Source organism: Mycolicibacterium austroafricanum (assembly GCF_902705885.1).
Classification (GTDB): domain Bacteria; phylum Actinomycetota; class Actinomycetes; order Mycobacteriales; family Mycobacteriaceae; genus Mycobacterium; species Mycobacterium vanbaalenii_A.
Map to the genome: position 1 here is coordinate 185,169 of NZ_CACSIP010000045.1, position 18,604 is coordinate 203,772.

Annotated in this window: 15 protein-coding genes; 5 read left to right on the plus strand and 10 right to left on the minus strand. The window is 69.0% G+C overall.

The features are described 5' to 3' along the window. Positions 1 to 6: 6 nt before the first annotated feature. Positions 7 to 873 carry an alpha/beta fold hydrolase gene (locus BEMPMBAN_RS25930; RefSeq protein ID WP_159234389.1) on the minus strand — a complete coding sequence of 289 codons (867 nt, stop codon included), beginning with the start codon at positions 871 to 873 and terminating at the stop codon, positions 7 to 9. A gap of 38 nt (positions 874 to 911) precedes the next feature. Here BEMPMBAN_RS25930 and BEMPMBAN_RS25935 point away from each other — a divergent pair, with 38 nt between their 5' ends. Then, entirely contained in the window at positions 912 to 2,783 is a 1,872-nt protein-coding gene (locus BEMPMBAN_RS25935) for a propionyl-CoA synthetase (RefSeq protein WP_159234391.1), read from the plus strand. 78 nt (positions 2,784 to 2,861) lie between these two features. After that, positions 2,862 to 3,320, plus strand: a complete 459-nt coding sequence (locus BEMPMBAN_RS25940; RefSeq protein WP_159234393.1) for a DUF4383 domain-containing protein — start codon at positions 2,862 to 2,864, stop codon at positions 3,318 to 3,320. Between the two features lie 83 nt (positions 3,321 to 3,403). Here BEMPMBAN_RS25940 and BEMPMBAN_RS25945 read toward each other — a convergent pair whose 3' ends face one another. From BEMPMBAN_RS25945 to efeO, 7 genes are all read right to left on the minus strand, one after another. Next, positions 3,404 to 4,351, minus strand: a complete 948-nt coding sequence (locus tag BEMPMBAN_RS25945; protein ID WP_159234394.1) for a Ppx/GppA phosphatase family protein — start codon at positions 4,349 to 4,351, stop codon at positions 3,404 to 3,406. Continuing rightward, entirely contained in the window at positions 4,348 to 4,842 is a 495-nt protein-coding gene (locus BEMPMBAN_RS25950) for a DUF501 domain-containing protein (RefSeq protein ID WP_159234395.1), read from the minus strand. Before BEMPMBAN_RS25950 ends, BEMPMBAN_RS25945 begins: the two co-directional genes overlap by 4 nt. After that, positions 4,835 to 5,566 carry an FtsB family cell division protein gene (locus tag BEMPMBAN_RS25955; protein ID WP_159234396.1) on the minus strand — a complete coding sequence of 244 codons (732 nt, stop codon included), beginning with the start codon at positions 5,564 to 5,566 and terminating at the stop codon, positions 4,835 to 4,837. Before BEMPMBAN_RS25955 ends, BEMPMBAN_RS25950 begins: the two co-directional genes overlap by 8 nt. Positions 5,567 to 5,569: 3 nt before the next feature. Further along, a complete protein-coding gene (gene eno / locus BEMPMBAN_RS25960; protein ID WP_159234397.1) occupies positions 5,570 to 6,859 on the minus strand; it encodes a phosphopyruvate hydratase in 1,290 nt (429 codons plus the stop codon). A gap of 100 nt (positions 6,860 to 6,959) precedes the next feature. Next, positions 6,960 to 7,691: a lytic transglycosylase domain-containing protein gene (locus tag BEMPMBAN_RS25965; RefSeq protein ID WP_159234398.1), complete on the minus strand. Its 732-nt coding sequence runs from the start codon at positions 7,689 to 7,691 to the stop codon at positions 6,960 to 6,962. 132 nt (positions 7,692 to 7,823) lie between these two features. Continuing rightward, entirely contained in the window at positions 7,824 to 9,083 is a 1,260-nt protein-coding gene (locus BEMPMBAN_RS25970) for a Dyp-type peroxidase (protein WP_159234400.1), read from the minus strand. Continuing rightward, positions 9,080 to 10,012 (minus strand): iron uptake system protein EfeO, encoded by a 933-nt coding sequence (efeO, locus tag BEMPMBAN_RS25975; RefSeq protein WP_159234403.1) that lies wholly within the window; start codon positions 10,010 to 10,012, stop codon positions 9,080 to 9,082. Before efeO ends, BEMPMBAN_RS25970 begins: the two co-directional genes overlap by 4 nt. Positions 10,013 to 10,175: 163 nt before the next feature. Here efeO and BEMPMBAN_RS25980 point away from each other — a divergent pair, with 163 nt between their 5' ends. From BEMPMBAN_RS25980 to BEMPMBAN_RS25990, 3 genes are read left to right on the plus strand one after another with little or no spacing between them, the layout of a single operon-like run. Beyond that, positions 10,176 to 11,201 (plus strand): iron ABC transporter substrate-binding protein, encoded by a 1,026-nt coding sequence (locus BEMPMBAN_RS25980; protein WP_159234404.1) that lies wholly within the window; start codon positions 10,176 to 10,178, stop codon positions 11,199 to 11,201. Beyond that, positions 11,202 to 12,794 (plus strand): ABC transporter permease, encoded by a 1,593-nt coding sequence (locus BEMPMBAN_RS25985; protein ID WP_425295012.1) that lies wholly within the window; start codon positions 11,202 to 11,204, stop codon positions 12,792 to 12,794. An 8-nt stretch (positions 12,795 to 12,802) separates the two neighbouring features. Then, entirely contained in the window at positions 12,803 to 13,840 is a 1,038-nt protein-coding gene (locus BEMPMBAN_RS25990; protein WP_234897710.1) for an ABC transporter ATP-binding protein, read from the plus strand. 27 nt (positions 13,841 to 13,867) lie between these two features. Here BEMPMBAN_RS25990 and BEMPMBAN_RS25995 read toward each other — a convergent pair whose 3' ends face one another. Together BEMPMBAN_RS25995 and mfd are read right to left on the minus strand one after the other, a co-directional pair. Then, entirely contained in the window at positions 13,868 to 14,851 is a 984-nt protein-coding gene (locus tag BEMPMBAN_RS25995) for a nucleoside triphosphate pyrophosphohydrolase (protein WP_159234409.1), read from the minus strand. A gap of 30 nt (positions 14,852 to 14,881) precedes the next feature. Beyond that, the gene (mfd, locus tag BEMPMBAN_RS26000) at positions 14,882 to 18,538 is read right to left on the minus strand and encodes a transcription-repair coupling factor (protein WP_159234411.1); all 3,657 of its coding nucleotides are present in this window, start codon (positions 18,536 to 18,538) and stop codon (positions 14,882 to 14,884) included. Positions 18,539 to 18,604: the final 66 nt, after the last annotated feature.

Sequence of the window (18,604 nt, forward strand, 5' to 3'; positions counted from 1 at the left end):
AGGCGCTCAGCCGGCCGGGACCTCGGCGGCCAGCGCGATCAGCTTGGCACGCACCAGCTCGGGGCGTTCATCGACGATGAAGTGACCGGCGTCGACCGTCTCCAGCGTGTAGTCGTCGGCGCGGGCCGTCTCCACGGCGGCCAGCGCCGGTGCGATCGCCGTGTCGTTCTTGCCGAACAGCACCCGGATCGGCACCGTGGCCCGCCGCCGCTCACCGGAGCGGGTCATCCGCGGGATCTCCCGGAACAGGAACGTCCGGTAGGTGTCGCGCGCGGTACGGGCCACCACCGGATCCCGGAAGCGGTCGGTGTACACCCGCGCGGTCTGCGGGTCGATCTCCGAGGCCTTCGCATAGACCCGGTCGAGGAACGACGTGCGTGTCTGCACGCGAACCCCGGCGGTGGCGATCAACGGCTGATACAGCATGAACCGCCAGGCGTGCCGAGCCATCACCTTCGGCGGCACCCAGGGATGGGCGATGTTCAACGCGAGGTATCCCTCGATGCGCTCGGGCACCCGCAACACCAGCAGGTGGCCCAGGAAGCCGCCCCAATCGTGCCCGACGAGCAGCACCCGTTCCAGACCGAGGGCGTCGAGCAGCGCGATCAGGTCGCTGACCACGTCCTCCTTGGCCCAGCGGTGCGGTGGCGGACCCGACCATCCGTAGCCGGGCAGGTCGGGCGCGATGATGCGCATTCCAGGAGGCGGGTCGGCCAGCAGATCCCGGTAGACCCAGTGATGCTGGGGCCAGCCGTGCAGCGCCAGCACCGGTCGGCCGTCCGGCGGCCCGGCCTCGGTCACGTGGAATCGGACCCCACGGGCAGTGACAAAGCTTCTGCGCACCTCACCGATCGGCGGGGGTTGGTTCGTCATGGCCCTGAGACTAATCCGAAGGGTTTACCGTTCTGGGTATGCCCGGGTATCGCGACCTCTTCGACGCCAGCATCAACGATCCCGCCGCCTTCTGGGGTGAGGCGGCGACCGCCATCACCTGGACCCGGGAACCGCAGCGGATCCTGGACGACAGCCGCCCGCCGTTCTACCGCTGGTTTCCCGACGCCGAACTCAACACCTGCGCCAACGCGCTGGACCGCCACGTCGAGAACGGCCGCGGCACCCAGGCCGCGCTGATCTACGACTCGGCGGTCACCGACACCAAGCGCAGCTACACCTACGCCGAGTTGCTCGACCAGACCGCCCGGTTCGCCGGGGCGTTGCGGGCGCTGGGGGTCGGCAAGGGCGACCGCGTGGTCATCTACATGCCGATGATCCCCGAGGCCGTGATCGCCATGCTGGCCTGTGCCCGACTGGGCGCGGTGCATTCGGTGGTCTTCGGGGGTTTCGCCCCGCACGAACTGGCGGTACGCATCGACGACGTCCGGCCGACGGTGGTGGTGTCCGCATCCTGCGGAATCGAACCGTCCCGGATCATCGAGTACAAGCCGATGCTCGACGCCGCGATCGCGATGGTGTCCCACCCGCCGAAGAATTGTGTTGTGGTGCAGCGGGATCGGTGCCACTGTGAACTGACCGAGGGCCGCGACCTGGACTGGGACGACGTGATGGCGGACGCGACGCCCGCCGAGGCGGTGCCCGTCGCCGCCACCGACCCGCTCTACGTGCTCTACACCTCCGGGACCACCGGCAAACCGAAAGGCATCGTCCGCGACAACGGCGGGCACGCGGTGGCGCTGGCATGGAGCATGGGCCACATCTACGACATCGCCGCCGGCGACGTGTTCTGGGCGGCCTCCGACGTGGGCTGGGTCGTCGGCCACTCCTACATCGTCTACGCGCCGCTGCTGGTGGGTGCGACGACGGTGCTCTACGAGGGCAAGCCGGTCGGCACCCCCGACCCCGGCGCGTTCTGGCGGGTGGCCGCCGAGCACGGGGTGAAGGCACTGTTCACCGCGCCGACCGCAATCCGGGCCATCCGCAAGGAAGACCCGGACGGCCGCTACCTGGCCGACTACGACCTGTCGGCGTTGAAGTATCTGTTCCTGGCCGGCGAACGACTCGACCCCGACACCTACCACTGGGCCTCCGACAAGCTCGGCATCCCCGTGATCGACCACTGGTGGCAGACCGAGACCGGCTGGCCGATCGCCGCCAATCCGATGGGCACCGAAGCGCTTCCGCTCAAGGCCGGCTCGCCCACGGTCCCGATGCCCGGCTACGACGTGCACATCCTGCACGACGACGGCCACGGCTGCGACGTCGGCGAGGAGGGCGCCATCTGCATCCGGCTGCCGCTGCCGCCCGGCACGCTACCCACGCTGTGGAACGCCGAGAACCGGTTCGAGGCCTCCTACCTGTCCGAACACCCCGGCTACTACCTGACCGGCGACGGCGGCCACTTCGACGAGGACGGCTACCTGTTCGTCATGGGCCGCATCGACGACGTCATCAACGTGGCAGGCCACCGCCTGTCCACCGGCGCGATCGAAGAAGTCCTCGCCACGCACCCGTCGGTGGCCGAATGCGCGGTGATCGGCATCGCCGACGAGATCAAAGGGCAGGCGCCGCGAGGTCTGGTCGTCGTCAAGGCCGGCGCACCGACCGAGGGACTCGCCGAGGAGCTCGTCCAGCTGGTCCGTGCCGAGATCGGCGCGGTCGCCTCGCTCAAGCTCGTCGACGTCGTGCCGGCACTGCCGAAGACTCGGTCGGGCAAGATCCTGCGCAAGACGATGCGGGCGCTCGCCGCGGGCCGTGACGAGCCGGTGCCGTCGACCATCGAGGACCCCGCGGTGCTCGACGCGCTCACACCGATTCTGCGGACCTGAGCCAGGTTCACTTCCCGCCGCACCTGGGTACTTCCTCAGCACGCACGTCAATATCTCCGTGCGGGAGGAGGCGGCCAGATGTCCGCGCCGAAGTACATGGCCGTCCAGGGCGCAGCCGTCATCGTGGCGACCACGCTGACGGCGATCGGCTTGCTGGGTTTCATCCCGGGTGTGACAACGAATCTCGACCAACTCACCTGGCTCGGGCAGCGTTCTGATGCCATGCTTTTCGGCGTCTTCGCGGTGTCGGCCCTGCAGAACATCCTGCACCTGTTGATCGGCGCCGCCGGCTACTTCCTGGCCCGCTCGTATGCGGGCGCGCGGGCCTACCTGCTGGTCGGTGGGGCGGTCTATCTGGCGTTGTGGCTCTACGGGATTTTCGTCGAACACGGCAGCCGCGCCCATGTTCTCCCCCTCAACGGCGCCGACCAGTGGCTGCACATGGGTCTCGGCGCGGTGATGGTGTTGCTGGCGGTCACCCTGGCCGGGCAGCACGACCCGACCAAACGCCGGTCGAGGATGCGCACCGCGACCTAGCCAGCACGACCAGACTGCACCTGTGCAGGAAAAGGGCGAGTTCGGACCTGCTGGAATACCGTTCCGGCGGAGGGGGACGGGCCTCAGCCGATGGACAGCGCGATGCCGTCGAGGATGTCGTGCTCGCTGACCACCAACTCCTTGATGTCCGCCCGCTCACCCAACACGGCCGCCAGCTCCTGCACCACGATCGCTCCCCCGCCGATCACGTCGACGCGGCCCTCGTGCATCGGTCCGAGCACCGCCCGCTGCTGACGCGTCATCGACAGCAGCTCTGCACACACCGCCAGCAGATCGTCGAACCCGACCCGGGACAGATGGATCGAGTCCGGATCGTAGGTGGTCATCCGGTGCGCGAGAGCGGCCAGCGTCGTCATGGTGCCGGCGACCCCCACCCAGGTGCGGGCCCGCTCCACCGGGACCAGCCGCAGCGCCTCGTCGAGGGCCTCGCGCACCACCGCTCGGGCGGCGGCGATCTCGTCCTCGGTGGGTGGATCGGAGTGCAGGCAGCGCTCGGTGAGACGGACACAGCCCACGTCGGCCGAGTAGCCGGCCACCACCTCATCGGACCCCAACACCACCTCGGTGGAACCGCCGCCGAGATCGACCACCACGAAAGGCGCTTCGGTGGAATCCAATTCACCGATCGCGCCGTGGAACGACAGCGCGGCCTCCTCGGCGCCGGTGATCACCTCGGCCACCGCACCGGGTACCACCGCGCCGAGCACCTCCGAGGTCATGGCGAAGAACGTGTCGCGGTTGGAGACGTCGCGGGCCGCCGACGTCGCCACCATCCGCACCGCCGCCACATCGTGGCGGCGCATCAACTCGGCGTACTCGGCCAGCGCGGCGTGCGTGCGTGCCAGTGCGTCAGGTGCGAACTGGCCCGTCGCGTCGACGCCCTGACCGAGGCGCACGATCCGCATCTCACGATGTACGTCCGTGAGCCGGCCCTCGGCTGTGTCGGCTATATCTGCAATGAGTAGCCGGATCGAGTTGGTCCCGCAGTCGATGGCGGCGACACGATTCATGTTGTCCAACGCTCCTTGTCCAGGATCCCGGCCATCGCGGGTTCCGCCGCCAGTATCGCCAGCGCCTCGTCACCGAACGGGTTCACGCCCGGTCCCTTCGCCAATGAGTGGGCGATCACCACGTGCAGGCACTTGACCCGGTCGGGCATACCGCCGCCGGAGAACGTGGTGCCCAACGTTTCGATCGCATCGCGTTCCGCCAGATAGGACTCGTGTGCCCGACGGTAGGCGGCGGCCAACTCGGGATCCTGCGCCAGCCGCTCGGTCATGTCCCGCATCAATCCCGACGACTCGAGCCGGCTGGCGGCCGCCGTGAGCACCGGGTGGGTCAGGTAGTACAACGTCGGAAACGGCGTCCCGTCAGGCAGTTTCGGCGCGGTCTTCACCACCGCGGGCTCCCCGTTGGGGCAGAAGTAGGCGATCTCGAGTACGCCCCGGGGTTCGCGGCCCAACTGGCGCGCGACGGCGTCGAGATCGGCGCGCTCAACCACCGGGCGGGGGCGCACTGGGCGCGACGGGTTCGGGGGCGCCGGGCGCACCGGGCGGAGCCGGGGGCGCCGTCGGCGGAATGCCTTGCGGCGCATCGGCGATGGTGCCCCACAGCGCGGTGTACCAGGGGTCACCGCTGTTCACCTCGGCGAGCTCATCCGACGGCGCGCCGGGTTGCGCGGCACCAGGGGGAAGCTGCACCTGGTACGGGATCTCACCGGGCATCACGAAACCCAGCCGCTCCCGGGCCTGCGCGGCGATGAACACCGGATCGGCGAGCTTGGCCTTCTGCTCCTCGAGCGCGGCGATCTGTTCGCGCAGTTGGGCTTCAGACGCCTGGAGTTGTTTCATCTCGGTGCGTTGCGCGAAGTACGTCCGCACCGGCCCGGCGATCGTCAGGGTCAGCACGCACACCACCGCCGCGAGAATGGCGGCCCGCCGAGCGGCCGAACCGAAGCGCTGCTCGGACGCCCGCTCCGCGGCGGCCGCGATCGACTCCCGGATCGACTCACCGGTGGCGACGCTGTCGGGAGCCTCGGTGACTTCGGCGACCTGCTTACCCGGCCGCGCCTCGCTGCCGCGAACGTCGCGGCGCGGCGACGCGCTCGCCCGCGGCTTGGCCCGCCCACCGTCACCGGACTTGCCCGGCCGGGACGCGGGAGCCTTCTTGCTCCTGGCGTCCCCCGAGCTCCGCCGTCGCGGGTCGGGCCGTTTCGCTTCGGGCACGGGCTATTTGGTCTCCGGATTGAATCGCGGGAACGCCAGGTCACCCGCGTACCGGGCGGCGTCACCGAGCTCCTCCTCGATGCGCAGCAACTGGTTGTACTTGGCGACCCGTTCGCTGCGGGCCGGCGCGCCCGTCTTGATCTGGCCGCTGCCGACCGCCACCGCCAGATCGGCGATGGTGGTGTCCTCGGTTTCGCCACTGCGATGGCTCATCATGGTGCGGTAACCGCTGTTGTGGGCCAGCGCCACCGCGTCGAGCGTCTCGGTCAGCGTGCCGATCTGGTTCACCTTCACCAGCAGCGCATTGGCGGCGCCACGCTCGATTCCGTCCTCGAGACGCTCGGGGTTCGTGACGAACAGGTCGTCACCGACGATCTGCACCTTGTCACCGATGGCGGTGGTCAGCGTCACCCAGCCGTCCCAGTCATCCTCCGACAGCGGATCCTCGATGGACACCAGCGGGTAGCCGTTGAGCAACTCCTCGTAGAACGCGGTCATCTGCTCGGCGGTGCGGGTCTGCTTCTCGAACGCATAGCCGGTGCCCTCGGTGTGGAACTCGGTGGCCGCCACATCGAGCGCCAGCGCCACGTCCGTACCGATCTTCAACCCGGCGGACTCGATCGCCGTGCCGATCAGGTCCAGCGCCGCGCTGGTTCCCGGCAGATCCGGCGCGAAACCACCCTCGTCGCCCAGGCCCGTCGCCAGGCCCTGCTGCTTGAGCACCGACTTGAGTGCGTGGTAGACCTCGGCGCCCCAGCGCAGCGCCTCCTTGAAGCTCGGCGCGCCGATCGGGGCGATCATGAACTCCTGGACGTCGACACCGGTGTCGGCATGCGCACCGCCGTTGATGATGTTCATCATCGGCACCGGCAGAATGTGCGCGTTCGGCCCGCCGATGTAGCGGAACAACGGCAACTCGGCGGACTGCGCCGCGGCCTTGGCGACCGCCAGCGACACACCGAGGATCGCGTTGGCTCCCAGCCGCGACTTGTCGGGGGTGCCGTCGAGGTCCAACAGTGCCTGATCGACCAGACGCTGCTCGTCGGCGCCCAGCCCGATCACCGCTGGGGCGATCTCGTCAAGCACCGCCTCGACCGCCTTCTCCACGCCCTTGCCGAGGTAACGGGACCCGCCGTCGCGCAGTTCCACCGCCTCGTGCTCGCCGGTGGAGGCTCCCGACGGGACCGCGGCGCGCGCAACGGTGCCGTCCAGCAGGCCCACCTCGACCTCGACTGTCGGGTTGCCCCGGGAATCGAGGATCTCGCGGGCTCCGACCTGCTCGATGATGGGCATTGTGGTCTCCTTGGTCTCGGGGCGAAAACGGGCTCTCGGAAAGACAACTCTCGAAAAGGCTCGGTCTTGAGCCTAGAGCGTGGGCCGTCGGCTGGTGTGCTCAGAGTGAATGTCCGTTGGCGTAGGCAGTCGCCCAGTCCCGGACGGTCCGGGCGTACTGGTCGGAGTAGTTGTAGGCGCGCAGCGCCTCCATCCAACCGCGCGGCGTCGCCAGGTCCTTGCCCCGCCAGCACAGATAGCCCGCCGCCGACAGCGCCGCATCGTCGATGTTGTCGGCGTTGACGTCGCCGTCGTTGTTCGCGTCGACCCCGTAGAGCCGCCAGGTCTCCGGGATGAACTGCATCGGCCCCATCGCACGGGCATAGGACTCGTCGCCGTCGTGGCTCACCGCCTCGTTGTCCAGGATCTCGAGGTTGCCGCCGGTCCCGTCCAGCAGAACACCCCGGATCGGCGGGGAGATGTCGCCGTTGGCGGCGATGTTCGCGCCCCGGTAGGTGCCGTGGTGGCTCTCCACCTGACCGATGCCCGCCAGCGTCGTCCACGACAGGTGACAGTCGGGGTTCTCCACCTCGGCCACCCGGGCGGCGTAGGCGTACGCCTCCAGCGCCGTGACCGGGATCCCCAGTCCCGGTGCCCGCTCGGCGGCCCAGGCGTGCAGCTGATCGGCGGGCCGACCGGCGGCCGAGGTGTCGATCTGCGGCACCGCATCACCGGGAGGCGGCGGCACCCCCTCCGGGATGGGGGTGCCGAGCTGCCAGGAACAGCTGGAAGCCAGGAGCAGCGCTGTCGCGCCGATCACGGCCATCGCCTGTAGCCAACGCACCCGCGTCACCGGACTCCTCAACCCACTGTGGTCACCGTCCATGCTGCCACGCGTCCGCGGACATCGGTCTGACCCCGGGGTCGGTTTCGGGTGTTCATTTGCTGACGCCACAGCGGGCGCCGCCGGGCAGTCGCCGCCGGATCAGCTCACCAGCGATTCGCCCAGGAACCGGTCGGGCCCCTCGACTCCCGGCAGTGCGAAGAAGAACCCGCCGCCGACCGGCATGATGTACTCCTCCAGCGGTTCGCCGGTGAGGCGGTTCTGCACCGCCAGGAAGCCGCGCTCCAGGCTGCGCTGATAGGAGACGAAGGCCAGCCCCTGATCCAGCCGGCCGGCGCCGTCGAAACTGCGCACATACGAGAACCCACGGCGCAGGATCAGGCTGTCCTCGGTTTCGGCAGTGCGCGGATTGGCCAGCCGGATGTGGGCATCGAGCGGAATGCGGTCACCGTCCGGATCCTCGGCGTAGTCGGGCTCGGCGAACTCGTCGGTCATCCCCAACGGCGCGCCGCTGATCTTCTCGCGACCGAAGATCTGCTCCTGCTCGACCAGTCTGGTGCGGTCCCAGAACTCGACGAACATCCGGATGATCCGCACCGCCTGGTACGAGCCGCCCACCGCCCAGTCGGGTTCACCGTCCTCGGGTCCGACCCAGACGTAGCGGTCCATCAGGGCCTGGTCCTCGCTGTCCAGGTTGGCCGTTCCATCCTTGAATCCCAACAGGTTTCGCGGAGTGGTGGCGTGTGATGCCACGCCCGCACCGCGCGCGTAGCCGTCCATCATCCAGTGCAGCACCAGGTGGCGGCGGGTGCGTCGCATCAACTGGCGCAGCGCGAACTGCAGCGTGTCGATGTGCCCGGCCTCCATGGTGATCAGCAGGTCGCCGTGGGACAGCGTGGGATCCAGCCGGTCATTGGCCAGAAACGGCATCTGCACCAACTCTTTGGGCTTGCGGTCGGCGAGGCCGAACCGGTCGTCGAACAGCGACGCCCCGACGCTGACCACCACCGACAAGTCGTCCGGCGGTGGTTCTTCGCCCAGGATGCCCGAATCGACCGGTGGATAGGCCGGTCCGCGCTGTTCGGGCGGGCGGCCCGCCATCAACCCGCGGATCTCGTCTGTGAGTTCGGCCAGCGTGTCGGCGAGGCGTTCCCTGCTGTCCGCGATGACGGTGAAGGCCGCCATCAGCCCCTGCATCGGAACCGGGATCGCGGTGATCCCCGCCTGGTGCGGGCCTTCGAACTGCACGTAGCGCGGGTCCGGAGGGCCCGCTACCGGCTCCCCCTCCGGCGACGAGCACCCGGCGATCGCTGCGCCGACACCAACCGCCGCGCCGGTGCCCAGGGCCCCGGTGACAAAATTGCGGCGGCTGATGCCGGAGCGCGGAGACTCCTTCGTCACTGCAGGTTCAGCACCCCGGCGACCTGCGAGACATTTTCCGACAGTCCGGCCAGCTGGGCCTTGAGGGTGTCGATGGTCTGCTGGTCGACGGTGACCTCAGGGCAGCGCGGCGACGGGTACTGGTCGTTCTCGGTGCAGTACAGCACCCATCCATCACCCTGACGCAGCGGCTCGAGCGTCGAATTGACCTCGGCGAAGCCCGCGTTGATCTGTTCAAGCAGCGCGGGATCGGCCTGCTGCAGCGCCGGGGTCAGTTCCTCGATCGCGGCCTGCGAACCCTCGATGTTTGCGTTGAAGTCCCACAGGTCGGTCTTGGCGTAGCGGTTCTCCTCGCCGGTGATCTTGCCCTCGGAGACCTCTTCGATCAGCTCGGCCGCGCCCACCGCGACATCACTGGGCGCCACCTCCAGCGTCGGCATCTGCTCGTTGAGCGTGGCGATGTCCGCATCGAGCTGGTCGGCGAACGGCGCACCGCCGTCGGTGGTGTTCTGGTCGAACAGCAGGTACTCGAGGCGGTGCCACCCGGTGAAGGCCGGGTCGTCCACGCCGGCGAAGTCGTCGACGCGGGCATCCACGAGACCGTCGATCTCTTCGACCAGTCCGGCCAGCGGCTCGATGCGCTCCCACGGCACACGTGACGGCGCATATGCCGCCTGTGCGGCTTGAAGATCGCCGGCCCGGACGGCGTCGGTGAACGTCTTGACCACTGTCACCAGCTGGTTCGTCTGGTCGACGGCATACGCCTGGTATTCCTCGGCGGCTTGGGTGACCAGCGGGTCGGCCGGGGCGGCCGGGGATGCGCTCGTCTCACTGGTCTCGCTCGCGGTGCCGGTCTCGGTCGCTGTGGTGTCGGTGCCGGAGCTGGAACAGCCGGCAAGCGCCAGCCCCAGCGCCAGCGCCGAAAGTGGCAGGGCAGATAGCCGCCTCATGTAGAACCTCCTTGTTCGGGTCGAAAGGCAGGCTAACCGGCTTTGGTCGCTGAGGATAGCCACACCTTTGTAAAGGTGACCTTAGTCCTTCGAGTGGGCCCGCCGCCTTAGGCTAGGATTCGCTAATAGCGTCTGGATACGGCGCGGGAAGGACGTGGCCCGCATGCGCACACGGTGGAGTCGAATCGCCAGTCGGATCGGCGTGGTCGTGACCCTCACCGCAGCACTCGGCACGGCAGCGTGCTCGGGCTCCGGCCAGAGCGACGAGCTACTGATCTACAGCGCGCAGCACGAGTCGCTGACCAAGGAGTGGATCGAAGCCTTCACCGAGGAAACCGGCATCCCGGTCACCTACCGCCAGGGCGGCGACACCGAGATGGGCAACCAGTTGGTCGCCGAGGGTGATGCCTCACCCGCCGATGTGTTCCTGACCGAGAACTCCCCCGCCATGGCCGCGGTCGAACGGGCGGACCTGTTCGCCGACATCACCCCCGAGATCGCCGACCAGGTCCCTGAGCAGTATCGGCCGTCGAGTGGCAAGTGGACCGGTGTCGCGGCCCGAGCCACGGTGTTCGCCTACAACACCGACATGCTCACCCCCGAGCAGCTGCCCGCCTCGATGCTGGACCTGCAGCGGCCGGAGTGGCAGGGCCGCTGGGGCGCACCTCCGGCGAAAGCGGACTTCCAGGCCATCGTCGCCGCTCTGCTGCAGCTCGAAGGACCCGAGGTCACCGAGCGGTGGCTGGACGGCATGAAAACCAACGCCGAGATCTACGACAACAACATCACCACCCTGCGGGCCGTGAACAGCGGCGAGGTGGCCGGCGGGGTGATCTACCACTACTACTGGTTCCGCGATCAGGCGGAGACCGAGGAGATCAGCGGCAACACCGAACTGCACTACTTCCGCAACGAGGATCCGGGCGCCTTCGTCAGCATCTCCGGCGGCGGAGTGCTCGCGTCGAGCGACAAACAGGATCAGGCGCAGCAATTCCTGCAGTTCGTCACCAGCGAAGCCGGACAGGACATCCTGCGCACCGGCACCTCGTTCGAATATCCGGTGGCCAGTGGCGTCGCCGCCAACCCGGCTCTGGTCCCGCTGGCCGAGCTGCAGGCCCCCGCCGTCGACCCGTCCACCCTCGACGCGCAGGCCGTGTCGGACATGATGACAAAGGACGGTTTGCTGTAGGTGGCCACTCCGGCCGCCGTGCAGGACCTCCAGTCGGGGCCGCAGCCGCTCCCGGCCCGCACCGCGGCGGTATCACTCCGACCGGGTCCGCTGGTCGCTGTCACCGTCTCGCTTCTGGTGGCTGCCACCTTCATCCCGCTCAGCTACGTGGGCTGGGCTTTCGTCACGACCGGATGGGATCAGGCTTACGCGCTGATCGTGCGGCCGCACGTCGGCGAGCTACTGGTCAACACCGTGGCGTTGGTGGTGCTGACCGTGCCGCTGTGCCTCGTCGTCGGCGTGGGTGCCGCCTGGCTGGTGGAGCGCACCGACGTCCCGGGGCGCCCGTTGTGGCGGCCGCTGTTCGTCACGCCGCTGGCGGTGCCCGCGTTCGTCAACAGCTACGCGTGGCTGGGGATCGTGCCGTCGCTGCACGGGCTGGGCGCCGGCGTGCTGGTCACGACGCTGTCCTACTTCCCGTTCGTGTACCTGCCCGCAGCGGCGGCGTTGCGTCGGCTCGATCCCGCGGTCGAGGAGTCGGCTCGCGCACTGGGATCCAGTTCGACCGGGGTCTTCTTCCGGGTGGCGCTCCCGCAGCTGCGCCTGGCGATACTGGGCGGGGCGTTGCTCATCGGTCTGCATCTGCTCGCCGAGTACGGCGCGTTCGTGATGCTGCGCTTCGAGACCTTCACCACCGCGATCTTTCAGCAGTTCCAAGCGACTTTCGACGGCCCGGCCGGCAGCATGCTCGCCGGGGTGCTGGTGTTGTGCTGTCTGGTGCTGCTGGTCGCCGAGGCCGGCGCGCGGGGCAACGCCCGGATGGCGCGGATCGGCAGCGGCGCCGCCCGCGACATCGTGACACTTCACCTGGGCCGCAACCGGTTTCCTGCGTTGCTCGTTCTGATCGTGCTCGCCGTGCTGGCCTTGGGGGTGCCGCTGTGGACGTTGTTGCGCTGGCTGTGGATCGGCGGCGCCGACGTGTGGGAGCTCGCCCCGATCAGTCAGGCGCTCACCCAGACGATCGGGCTGGCCACCGTCGCGGCGCTGGCGGCGACGGTGCTGGCGTTCCCGGTGGCCTGGGTGGCGGTGCGCTCCCAGGGAGTCCTGGCCCGCACGGTGGAGGGCGCGAACTACGTGACAAGTTCACTGCCCGGCATCGTCACAGCATTGGCACTGGTGACGGTGACCATCCGGGTGGCACCGCCGCTCTACCAGACGGTGGTGGTGGTGGTCTGCGCATACGTGCTGATGTTCCTGCCCCGTGCCCTGGTCAGCGTGCGCGCCGGGCTGGCACAGGTGCCGATCGGGCTCGAGGAGGCCTCCCGGTCGCTGGGAGCGCCGCCGTGGGTGACGTTCCTGCGGGTGACGCTGCGACTGACCGCACCGTCCGCGGCTGCCGGGGCGTCGCTGGTGTTCGTGGCCGTGGCAACGGAACTGACCGCGACGCTGCTGCTGGCGCCGACGGGCACCCGCACCCTGGCGATGGGCTTCTGGGCAATGTCGGGTGAGTTGAATTACGCTGCCGCCGCGCCCTATGCGTTGGTCATGGTCGTGCTGGCCATGCCGGTGACGATGGTGCTGTTCCGCCAGTCCACCAAGGCGGCGGCCGGGTGAGCGCGAAGGTGCAGGTGAGTGGACTCACGAAGTCCTTCGGCGGCACCACGGTGCTCGACGGCATCGATCTGGAGTTGCCGCCGGGCAGCGCCACCGCCATCGTCGGCGCCTCCGGGTGCGGCAAGACCACGCTGCTGCGCCTGATCGCAGGATTCGAAACACCGGATTCCGGAAGCGTTTCCATCTCCGGTCAGCAGATGTCCGGGCCGGCCGCGTTCGTGCCCGCCCACCGGCGTGCGGTCGGCTACGTCGCCCAGGACGGCGCCCTGTTCCCCCACCTGACCGTCGGTCAGAACATCGCCTACGGCCTGCCCGCCACACGCCGCCGCGCCGCGATCCGCCGGCGAGTAGCGGACCTGCTGGAAACGGTTGCGCTGGAACCGTCCTACGCGTCGCGCCGACCTCACCAACTGTCCGGCGGGCAGCAGCAGCGGGTGGCGCTGGCCCGCGCCCTGGCCCGTCGGCCGAAGCTGATGCTGCTCGACGAACCGTTCAGCTCACTCGACGCAGGGCTGCGCGCATCCACCCGCAAGGCCGTCGCACACCTGCTCGCCACCGCCGGCGTCACGACGTTGGTGGTGACGCACGACCAGGAGGAGGCGATGTCGATCGCCGACCAGGTCGCGGTGATGCGTCACGGCCGGTTCACCCAGCTCGGCAGTCCGCGTGAGGTCTATCGCTATCCGGTCGACCGGTTCACCGCCGAGTTCCTCGGCGAGTGTGTGTTCCTGCCGTGCACCGTGTCCGGCGGTGTGGCCTCTTGTGCGCTGGGCAGGGTGCCCGTCGACTCTGCGGTTGCGGACGGTGCCGGCACCCTGATGCTGCGACCCGAGCAGCTGATCGCCACCGAGGTCGCCGACAGCGAGCGCCAGACCGGCGTCGGCACCGTCGCCGCCACCGAGTTCCTGGGCCACGATGTGCTGCTCACCATCGACCTGGGCGGCGACATCACCCCGATCACAGTGCGCCAGCACAGCATCGAACCGCCCCCGGCGGACGCGAAGGTCCACATCGACGTGATCGGCGGTGGCGTGGTGTTCCGGTGACAGGACTCATCGAGCACCTGTCCGGGGCTACTCTGCCTCTGTTTCGGCGATCTCGGTTTCGTCGCCCAGGTCGACTGCGACACCCGGCCAGTGCGCACGCCACTCGTCCTCACCGATCGCCCCCAGCGGTGCGTCGTCGAGTTCGGCGGCCACCTCGGCGCCGCGCCGAGACTCGGCGACGGACTCCTCGGCCGCTCGCACATCCGCCATGAACTCCAGAACTGCTGAACGCAAAGCGTTTTCGGCATCGAAATCGGCCGACACCGAAACCGTCGTCAACTCGTCGGGGATCAGATCATCTGGCACTCCGGCTACTTCGGCGCGGGCGAGTACCTTCTGCGCCAACGCCAACGCGGGTTGCCCGGTGGGAATGTCGTCCATGCACGACTCACGCGCGCTCTTCTCCAGGGCCTTGCGCTGCTCCCACTGCGCGAGCTGATCTTCCAACGTGATCGACTCACCGGCCAGCACGGCGGGTACGCGGTTGCCGAGCTTGCGAACCAAAGCGTCCGCCACGTCGTCGATGTCGAACGAGTTCTCGGGCGCATCCTCGGCGATGCGCGCGTGAAACAGCACTTGCAGCAACACATCTCCGAGTTCGTCCCGCAGTTCGGACAGATCGCCGCCGTGCACCGCGTCGAACAGTTCGTAGGTCTCTTCGAGCAGGTACCGCCGCAGCGAGTCATGGGTCTGCTGGCTCTCCCACGGGCCGGCAGTGCGCAGCTTGTCCATCAGCGCGACCGCGTCGACCAGTCGTTCGCCGGGCCGCGGCTCGGCCGCGGAGATCACCCGCTCCCCCGCCGCGATCCGCGCCGCCACCGAGGGATGATCGGCGTCGGAGGACAGCAGCACCTCGGCGGGCTCACCGTCGTAGGCCGGACGCGCGGCCGGCAGCGACCACGGCACCTTGATCGGCAGTTCCTCGGTGTACTGGAGGTCACCGGCCAGCAGTTCGATCGCCTCGACGGGAATCAACGACGGGCGGCGCGGGTCGACCAGCACGACCGTCATCGCTGCGTACTCATATCGATCTCAGGTCGTTCATTGGCGCGGGCTACCTCCGAACTTGGTTATATCAACTTCCTCCTGCGGTTTCCCGTCGATGGCCAGCATCAACCCTGCCACGAACGCCACCAGGTCGAGATCGCGTATCCGGGGCGCCCCCACCCCACTGCCCGACCGCGGTATCGGCACCTGCACCGTCGAGGTGGTGGCCCGGTAGTTCGCACCGGAGTACAGCCGCTTGAGCCGCAACTGAGCCGAGTCCGGCAGCGTGAGCGGTGCGATCCGCACGGTCGACGCCGACACCGCACCGATCTCGGTGATCCCGTGCGCCCGTGCCAGCAACCGCAGCCGTGCGACCGCGATCAGCCGTTGCGCCGGTTCGGGCAGCGGGCCGTAGCGGTCGTTGAGCTCCTCGATCACCGAGTCGACCGCGGCGTCGTCCTGGGCCGCGGCGAGGCGGCGGTAGGCCTCCAGCCGCAGCCGGTCGCTGGCGATGTAGTCCGGCGGCAGGTGCGCGTCGACCGGCAGGTCGATCCTGACGTCCTTCGGTTCCTGCGGTGCGGCAACGGTTTCCCCGTCGGCGACCGCCCGGTACGCCTCGACTGCTTCGCCGACCAGCCGCACGTAGAGATCGAACCCCACACCGGCGACATGCCCGGATTGCTCGGCGCCCAAAACGTTTCCCGCACCCCGGATCTCGAGGTCCTTCATCGCCACCGCCATTCCCGCGCCCAGCTCGTTGTTCTGGGCGATCGTCGCGAGCCGGTCGTAGGCCGTCTCGGTCAGCGGAACCTCCGGCGGATAAAGGAAGTACGCGTAACCCCGTTCACGCGAACGCCCCACCCGGCCGCGTAGCTGGTGCAGCTGGGAGAGGCCGAAGGTGTCGGCGCGCTCAACGATCAGCGTGTTGGCGTTGGAGATGTCCAGCCCGGTCTCGACGATCGTGGTGCACACCAGGATGTCGTATTCGCGATTCCAGAAACCTTCGACGGTGCGTTCGAGTTGCTCCTCGGGCATCTGGCCGTGCGCGACGACCACCCGGGCCTCGGGCACCAGCGATCGCACCTTCGCAGCGGCCTGGTCGATGGTGCGTACCCGGTTGTGGATGTAGAACGCCTGCCCGTCGCGCAGCATCTCGCGGCGCAGCGCCGCGGCGACCTGCTTGTCGTCCTGCGGCCCCACATACGTGAGCACCGGGTAGCGCTCCTCCGGAGGCGTCAGGATCGTCGACATCTCCCGGATCCCCGCCAGGCTCATCTCCAGCGTCCGCGGGATCGGCGTCGCGCTCATCGTCAGCACGTCGACGTGGGTGCGCATCGATTTGATGTGCTCCTTGTGTTCCACCCCGAAGCGCTGCTCCTCGTCGACGACGACCAGGCCGAGGTCTTTCCACGTCACACCGGTCTGCAGCAGCCGGTGGGTGCCGATGACGATGTCGACCGAGCCGTCCTTCATCCCCTCCAGCGTGGCCCGCGACTCGGCCGGGTCGGTGAACCGCGACAGCCCCTTCACCGTGATCGGGAACCCGGCGGTGCGCGTCGTGAACGTCTGCAGATGCTGGTCGGCCAGCAGCGTCGTCGGCACCAGCACCGCCACCTGCTTGCCGTCCTGCACCGCCTTGAACGCCGCCCGCACCGCGATCTCGGTCTTGCCGTAGCCGACGTCGCCGCAGATCACCCGGTCCATCGGAACCGGCTTCTCCATGTCGGACTTCACCTCGGTGATAGCCGTCATCTGGTCCACGGTCTCGGTGAACCCGAACGCGTCCTCCATCTCGGTCTGCCACGGGGTGTCCGGGCTGAACGCATGCCCCGGGGACGCCTGACGCTTGGCGTAGAGCGCCACCAGCTCCGCGGCGATCTCGCGAACCGCCCTGCGGGCCTTGGTCTTCGTGTTCGCCCAGTCGCTGCCGCCGAGGCGGGACAGGTTCGGCGCCTCGCCGCCCACGTAGCGCGACAACTGGTCCAGCGAGTCCATCGGCACGTACAGCTTGTCGGTGCCGCCACCGCGCTTGGACGACCCGTACTCCAGCACCAGGTATTCGCGGCGGGCCCCGCCGATCACCCTCTCGGTCATCTCGACGAACCGGCCGATGCCGTGCTGGTCGTGGACGACCAGGTCACCGGCGGTCAGCGCGAGCGGGTCGACGACGTTGCGTCGCTTGGCCGCCAGCCTGCGGTTCTCGGTGGCGGCGGCGCGATTGCCGGTCAAGTCGGTCTCGGAGATCACCACCAGGTTGGCCCCGGGGATCACCACCCCGTCGTGCAGGGGACCCTTGAGGACGCCGACCACACCTTCGGTCGGCGCGGCACCCGGCTCCAGGATCGCTGCGGGGGTGTCGGCTTCACCGAGCTGCTCGACGACGCGCATCGCCGTGCCGGTGCCCGGGGTGACGACGACTGCGTAATTCGGGGTGGCCCCACCGACGCTCACGTGGGCGCGCAGCATCGCGAAGATCTCCTCGACGCTGTGCTGCTGGCCGCGCGCAGTCGGCGCCGGCCGGATGTCGAGGTTGAGTGCCTCGCCGCCGCCGCTGTCGAGTTGACTCAACGTCCACCACGGATGCCCACCCTCGCGGGCCGCGTCCCGGGCGGCGCCGAAGCCGATGAACCCGGACGCGCCCAGCGCCTCGATGTCGATGGGCACCCCCCCGCCCACGGCGGCGGTCGACCACGACGCCTCGAGGAACTCCCGCCCGGTCTTGATCAGATCGGCCGCCCGGCTGCGCACCTTCTCCGGATCGCAGATCAGCAGCGGGGTGCCCTCGGGCAGATGTGCCGGCAGCGTCGCCAGGTCGGTGGGGCGCAACACCGGCAGCAGCGCCTCCATGCCGTCGACCGGGATGCCCTCGGCGAGCTTGGCCAGCATGTCGGGCACATTGCCCGGCACCCCGTTCTCCTGCACCGGGTGTTCGGCCGACAGTGCGGCGGCACGCTCCCGCACGTCAGCGGTGAGCAGCACCTCCCGGCACGGCACGGCGATGACGGTGTTGATGTCGATCTCCGGGATCGAGCGCTGGTCAGCGACGGAGAACATCCGCATCTCGGTGACCTCGTCGCCCCAGAACTCGATGCGCACGGGATGCTCGGCGGTCGGCGGGAAGACGTCGAGGATGCCGCCGCGCACCGCGAACTCGCCCCGCTTGCCGACCATGTCGACCCGCGTGTAGGCCAGCTCGACGAGCCGCTCGACGACCGATTCGAAGGCGATGTCGGTGCCCACGGTCAGCGTGACCGGCTCCACCGCGGCGATGTCGGGGGCCATCGGCTGCAGCAGGGACCGGGCGGTGGTCACCACGATCCGCAGCGCAGGACCCAGCCGCTGGTCCTCGGGGTGCGCGAGCCGGCGCAGCACCATCAGCCGCGCGCCGACGGTGTCCACTCCCGGCGACAGTCGCTCGTGCGGCAACGTCTCCCAGGACGGGAACATCGCGACGGCGTCGCCGAACACGCCGCGCAGCTCGGCCGTCAGATCGTCGGCTTCCCGGCCGGTCGCGGTGACCACCAGCAACGGCCCGGTCTGCGCGAGCGCGGACGCCAGGTAGACCCGCGCACTTGCCGGGCCGACGAGGTCGAGATCGGCGGGCCGGTCCGCAGCACGACGAGCCGCCTCCTGCAGGGAGGGATCACGAAGTGCCAGGTGGACGAGGCCCGCGATCGGGGTGTGGACGTCAAGGGTCCCCGATACGGTCATGATGGGTCCCATCGTAGGCATCTGCCGGACCGCCTGCGGCACGGGCATCGCGGCGCCGCAGCGGTA

Bases quoted from the DNA above. Each gene is read 5' to 3' on its own strand.
- efeO (WP_159234403.1), bottom strand. From the start codon at position 10,012: ATGAGGCGGCTATCTGCCCTGCCACTTTCGGCGCTGGCGCTGGGGCTG.
- BEMPMBAN_RS25935 (WP_159234391.1), top strand. From the start codon at position 912: ATGCCCGGGTATCGCGACCTCTTCGACGCCAGCATCAACGATCCCGCC.
- eno (WP_159234397.1), bottom strand. From the start codon at position 6,859: ATGCCCATCATCGAGCAGGTCGGAGCCCGCGAGATCCTCGATTCCCGG.
- BEMPMBAN_RS25930 (WP_159234389.1), bottom strand. From the start codon at position 873: ATGACGAACCAACCCCCGCCGATCGGTGAGGTGCGCAGAAGCTTTGTC.
- BEMPMBAN_RS25945 (WP_159234394.1), bottom strand. From the start codon at position 4,351: ATGAATCGTGTCGCCGCCATCGACTGCGGGACCAACTCGATCCGGCTA.
- mfd (WP_159234411.1), bottom strand. From the start codon at position 18,538: ATGACCGTATCGGGGACCCTTGACGTCCACACCCCGATCGCGGGCCTC.
- BEMPMBAN_RS25980 (WP_159234404.1), top strand. From the start codon at position 10,176: ATGCGCACACGGTGGAGTCGAATCGCCAGTCGGATCGGCGTGGTCGTG.
- BEMPMBAN_RS25995 (WP_159234409.1), bottom strand. From the start codon at position 14,851: ATGACGGTCGTGCTGGTCGACCCGCGCCGCCCGTCGTTGATTCCCGTC.
- BEMPMBAN_RS25940 (WP_159234393.1), top strand. From the start codon at position 2,862: ATGTCCGCGCCGAAGTACATGGCCGTCCAGGGCGCAGCCGTCATCGTG.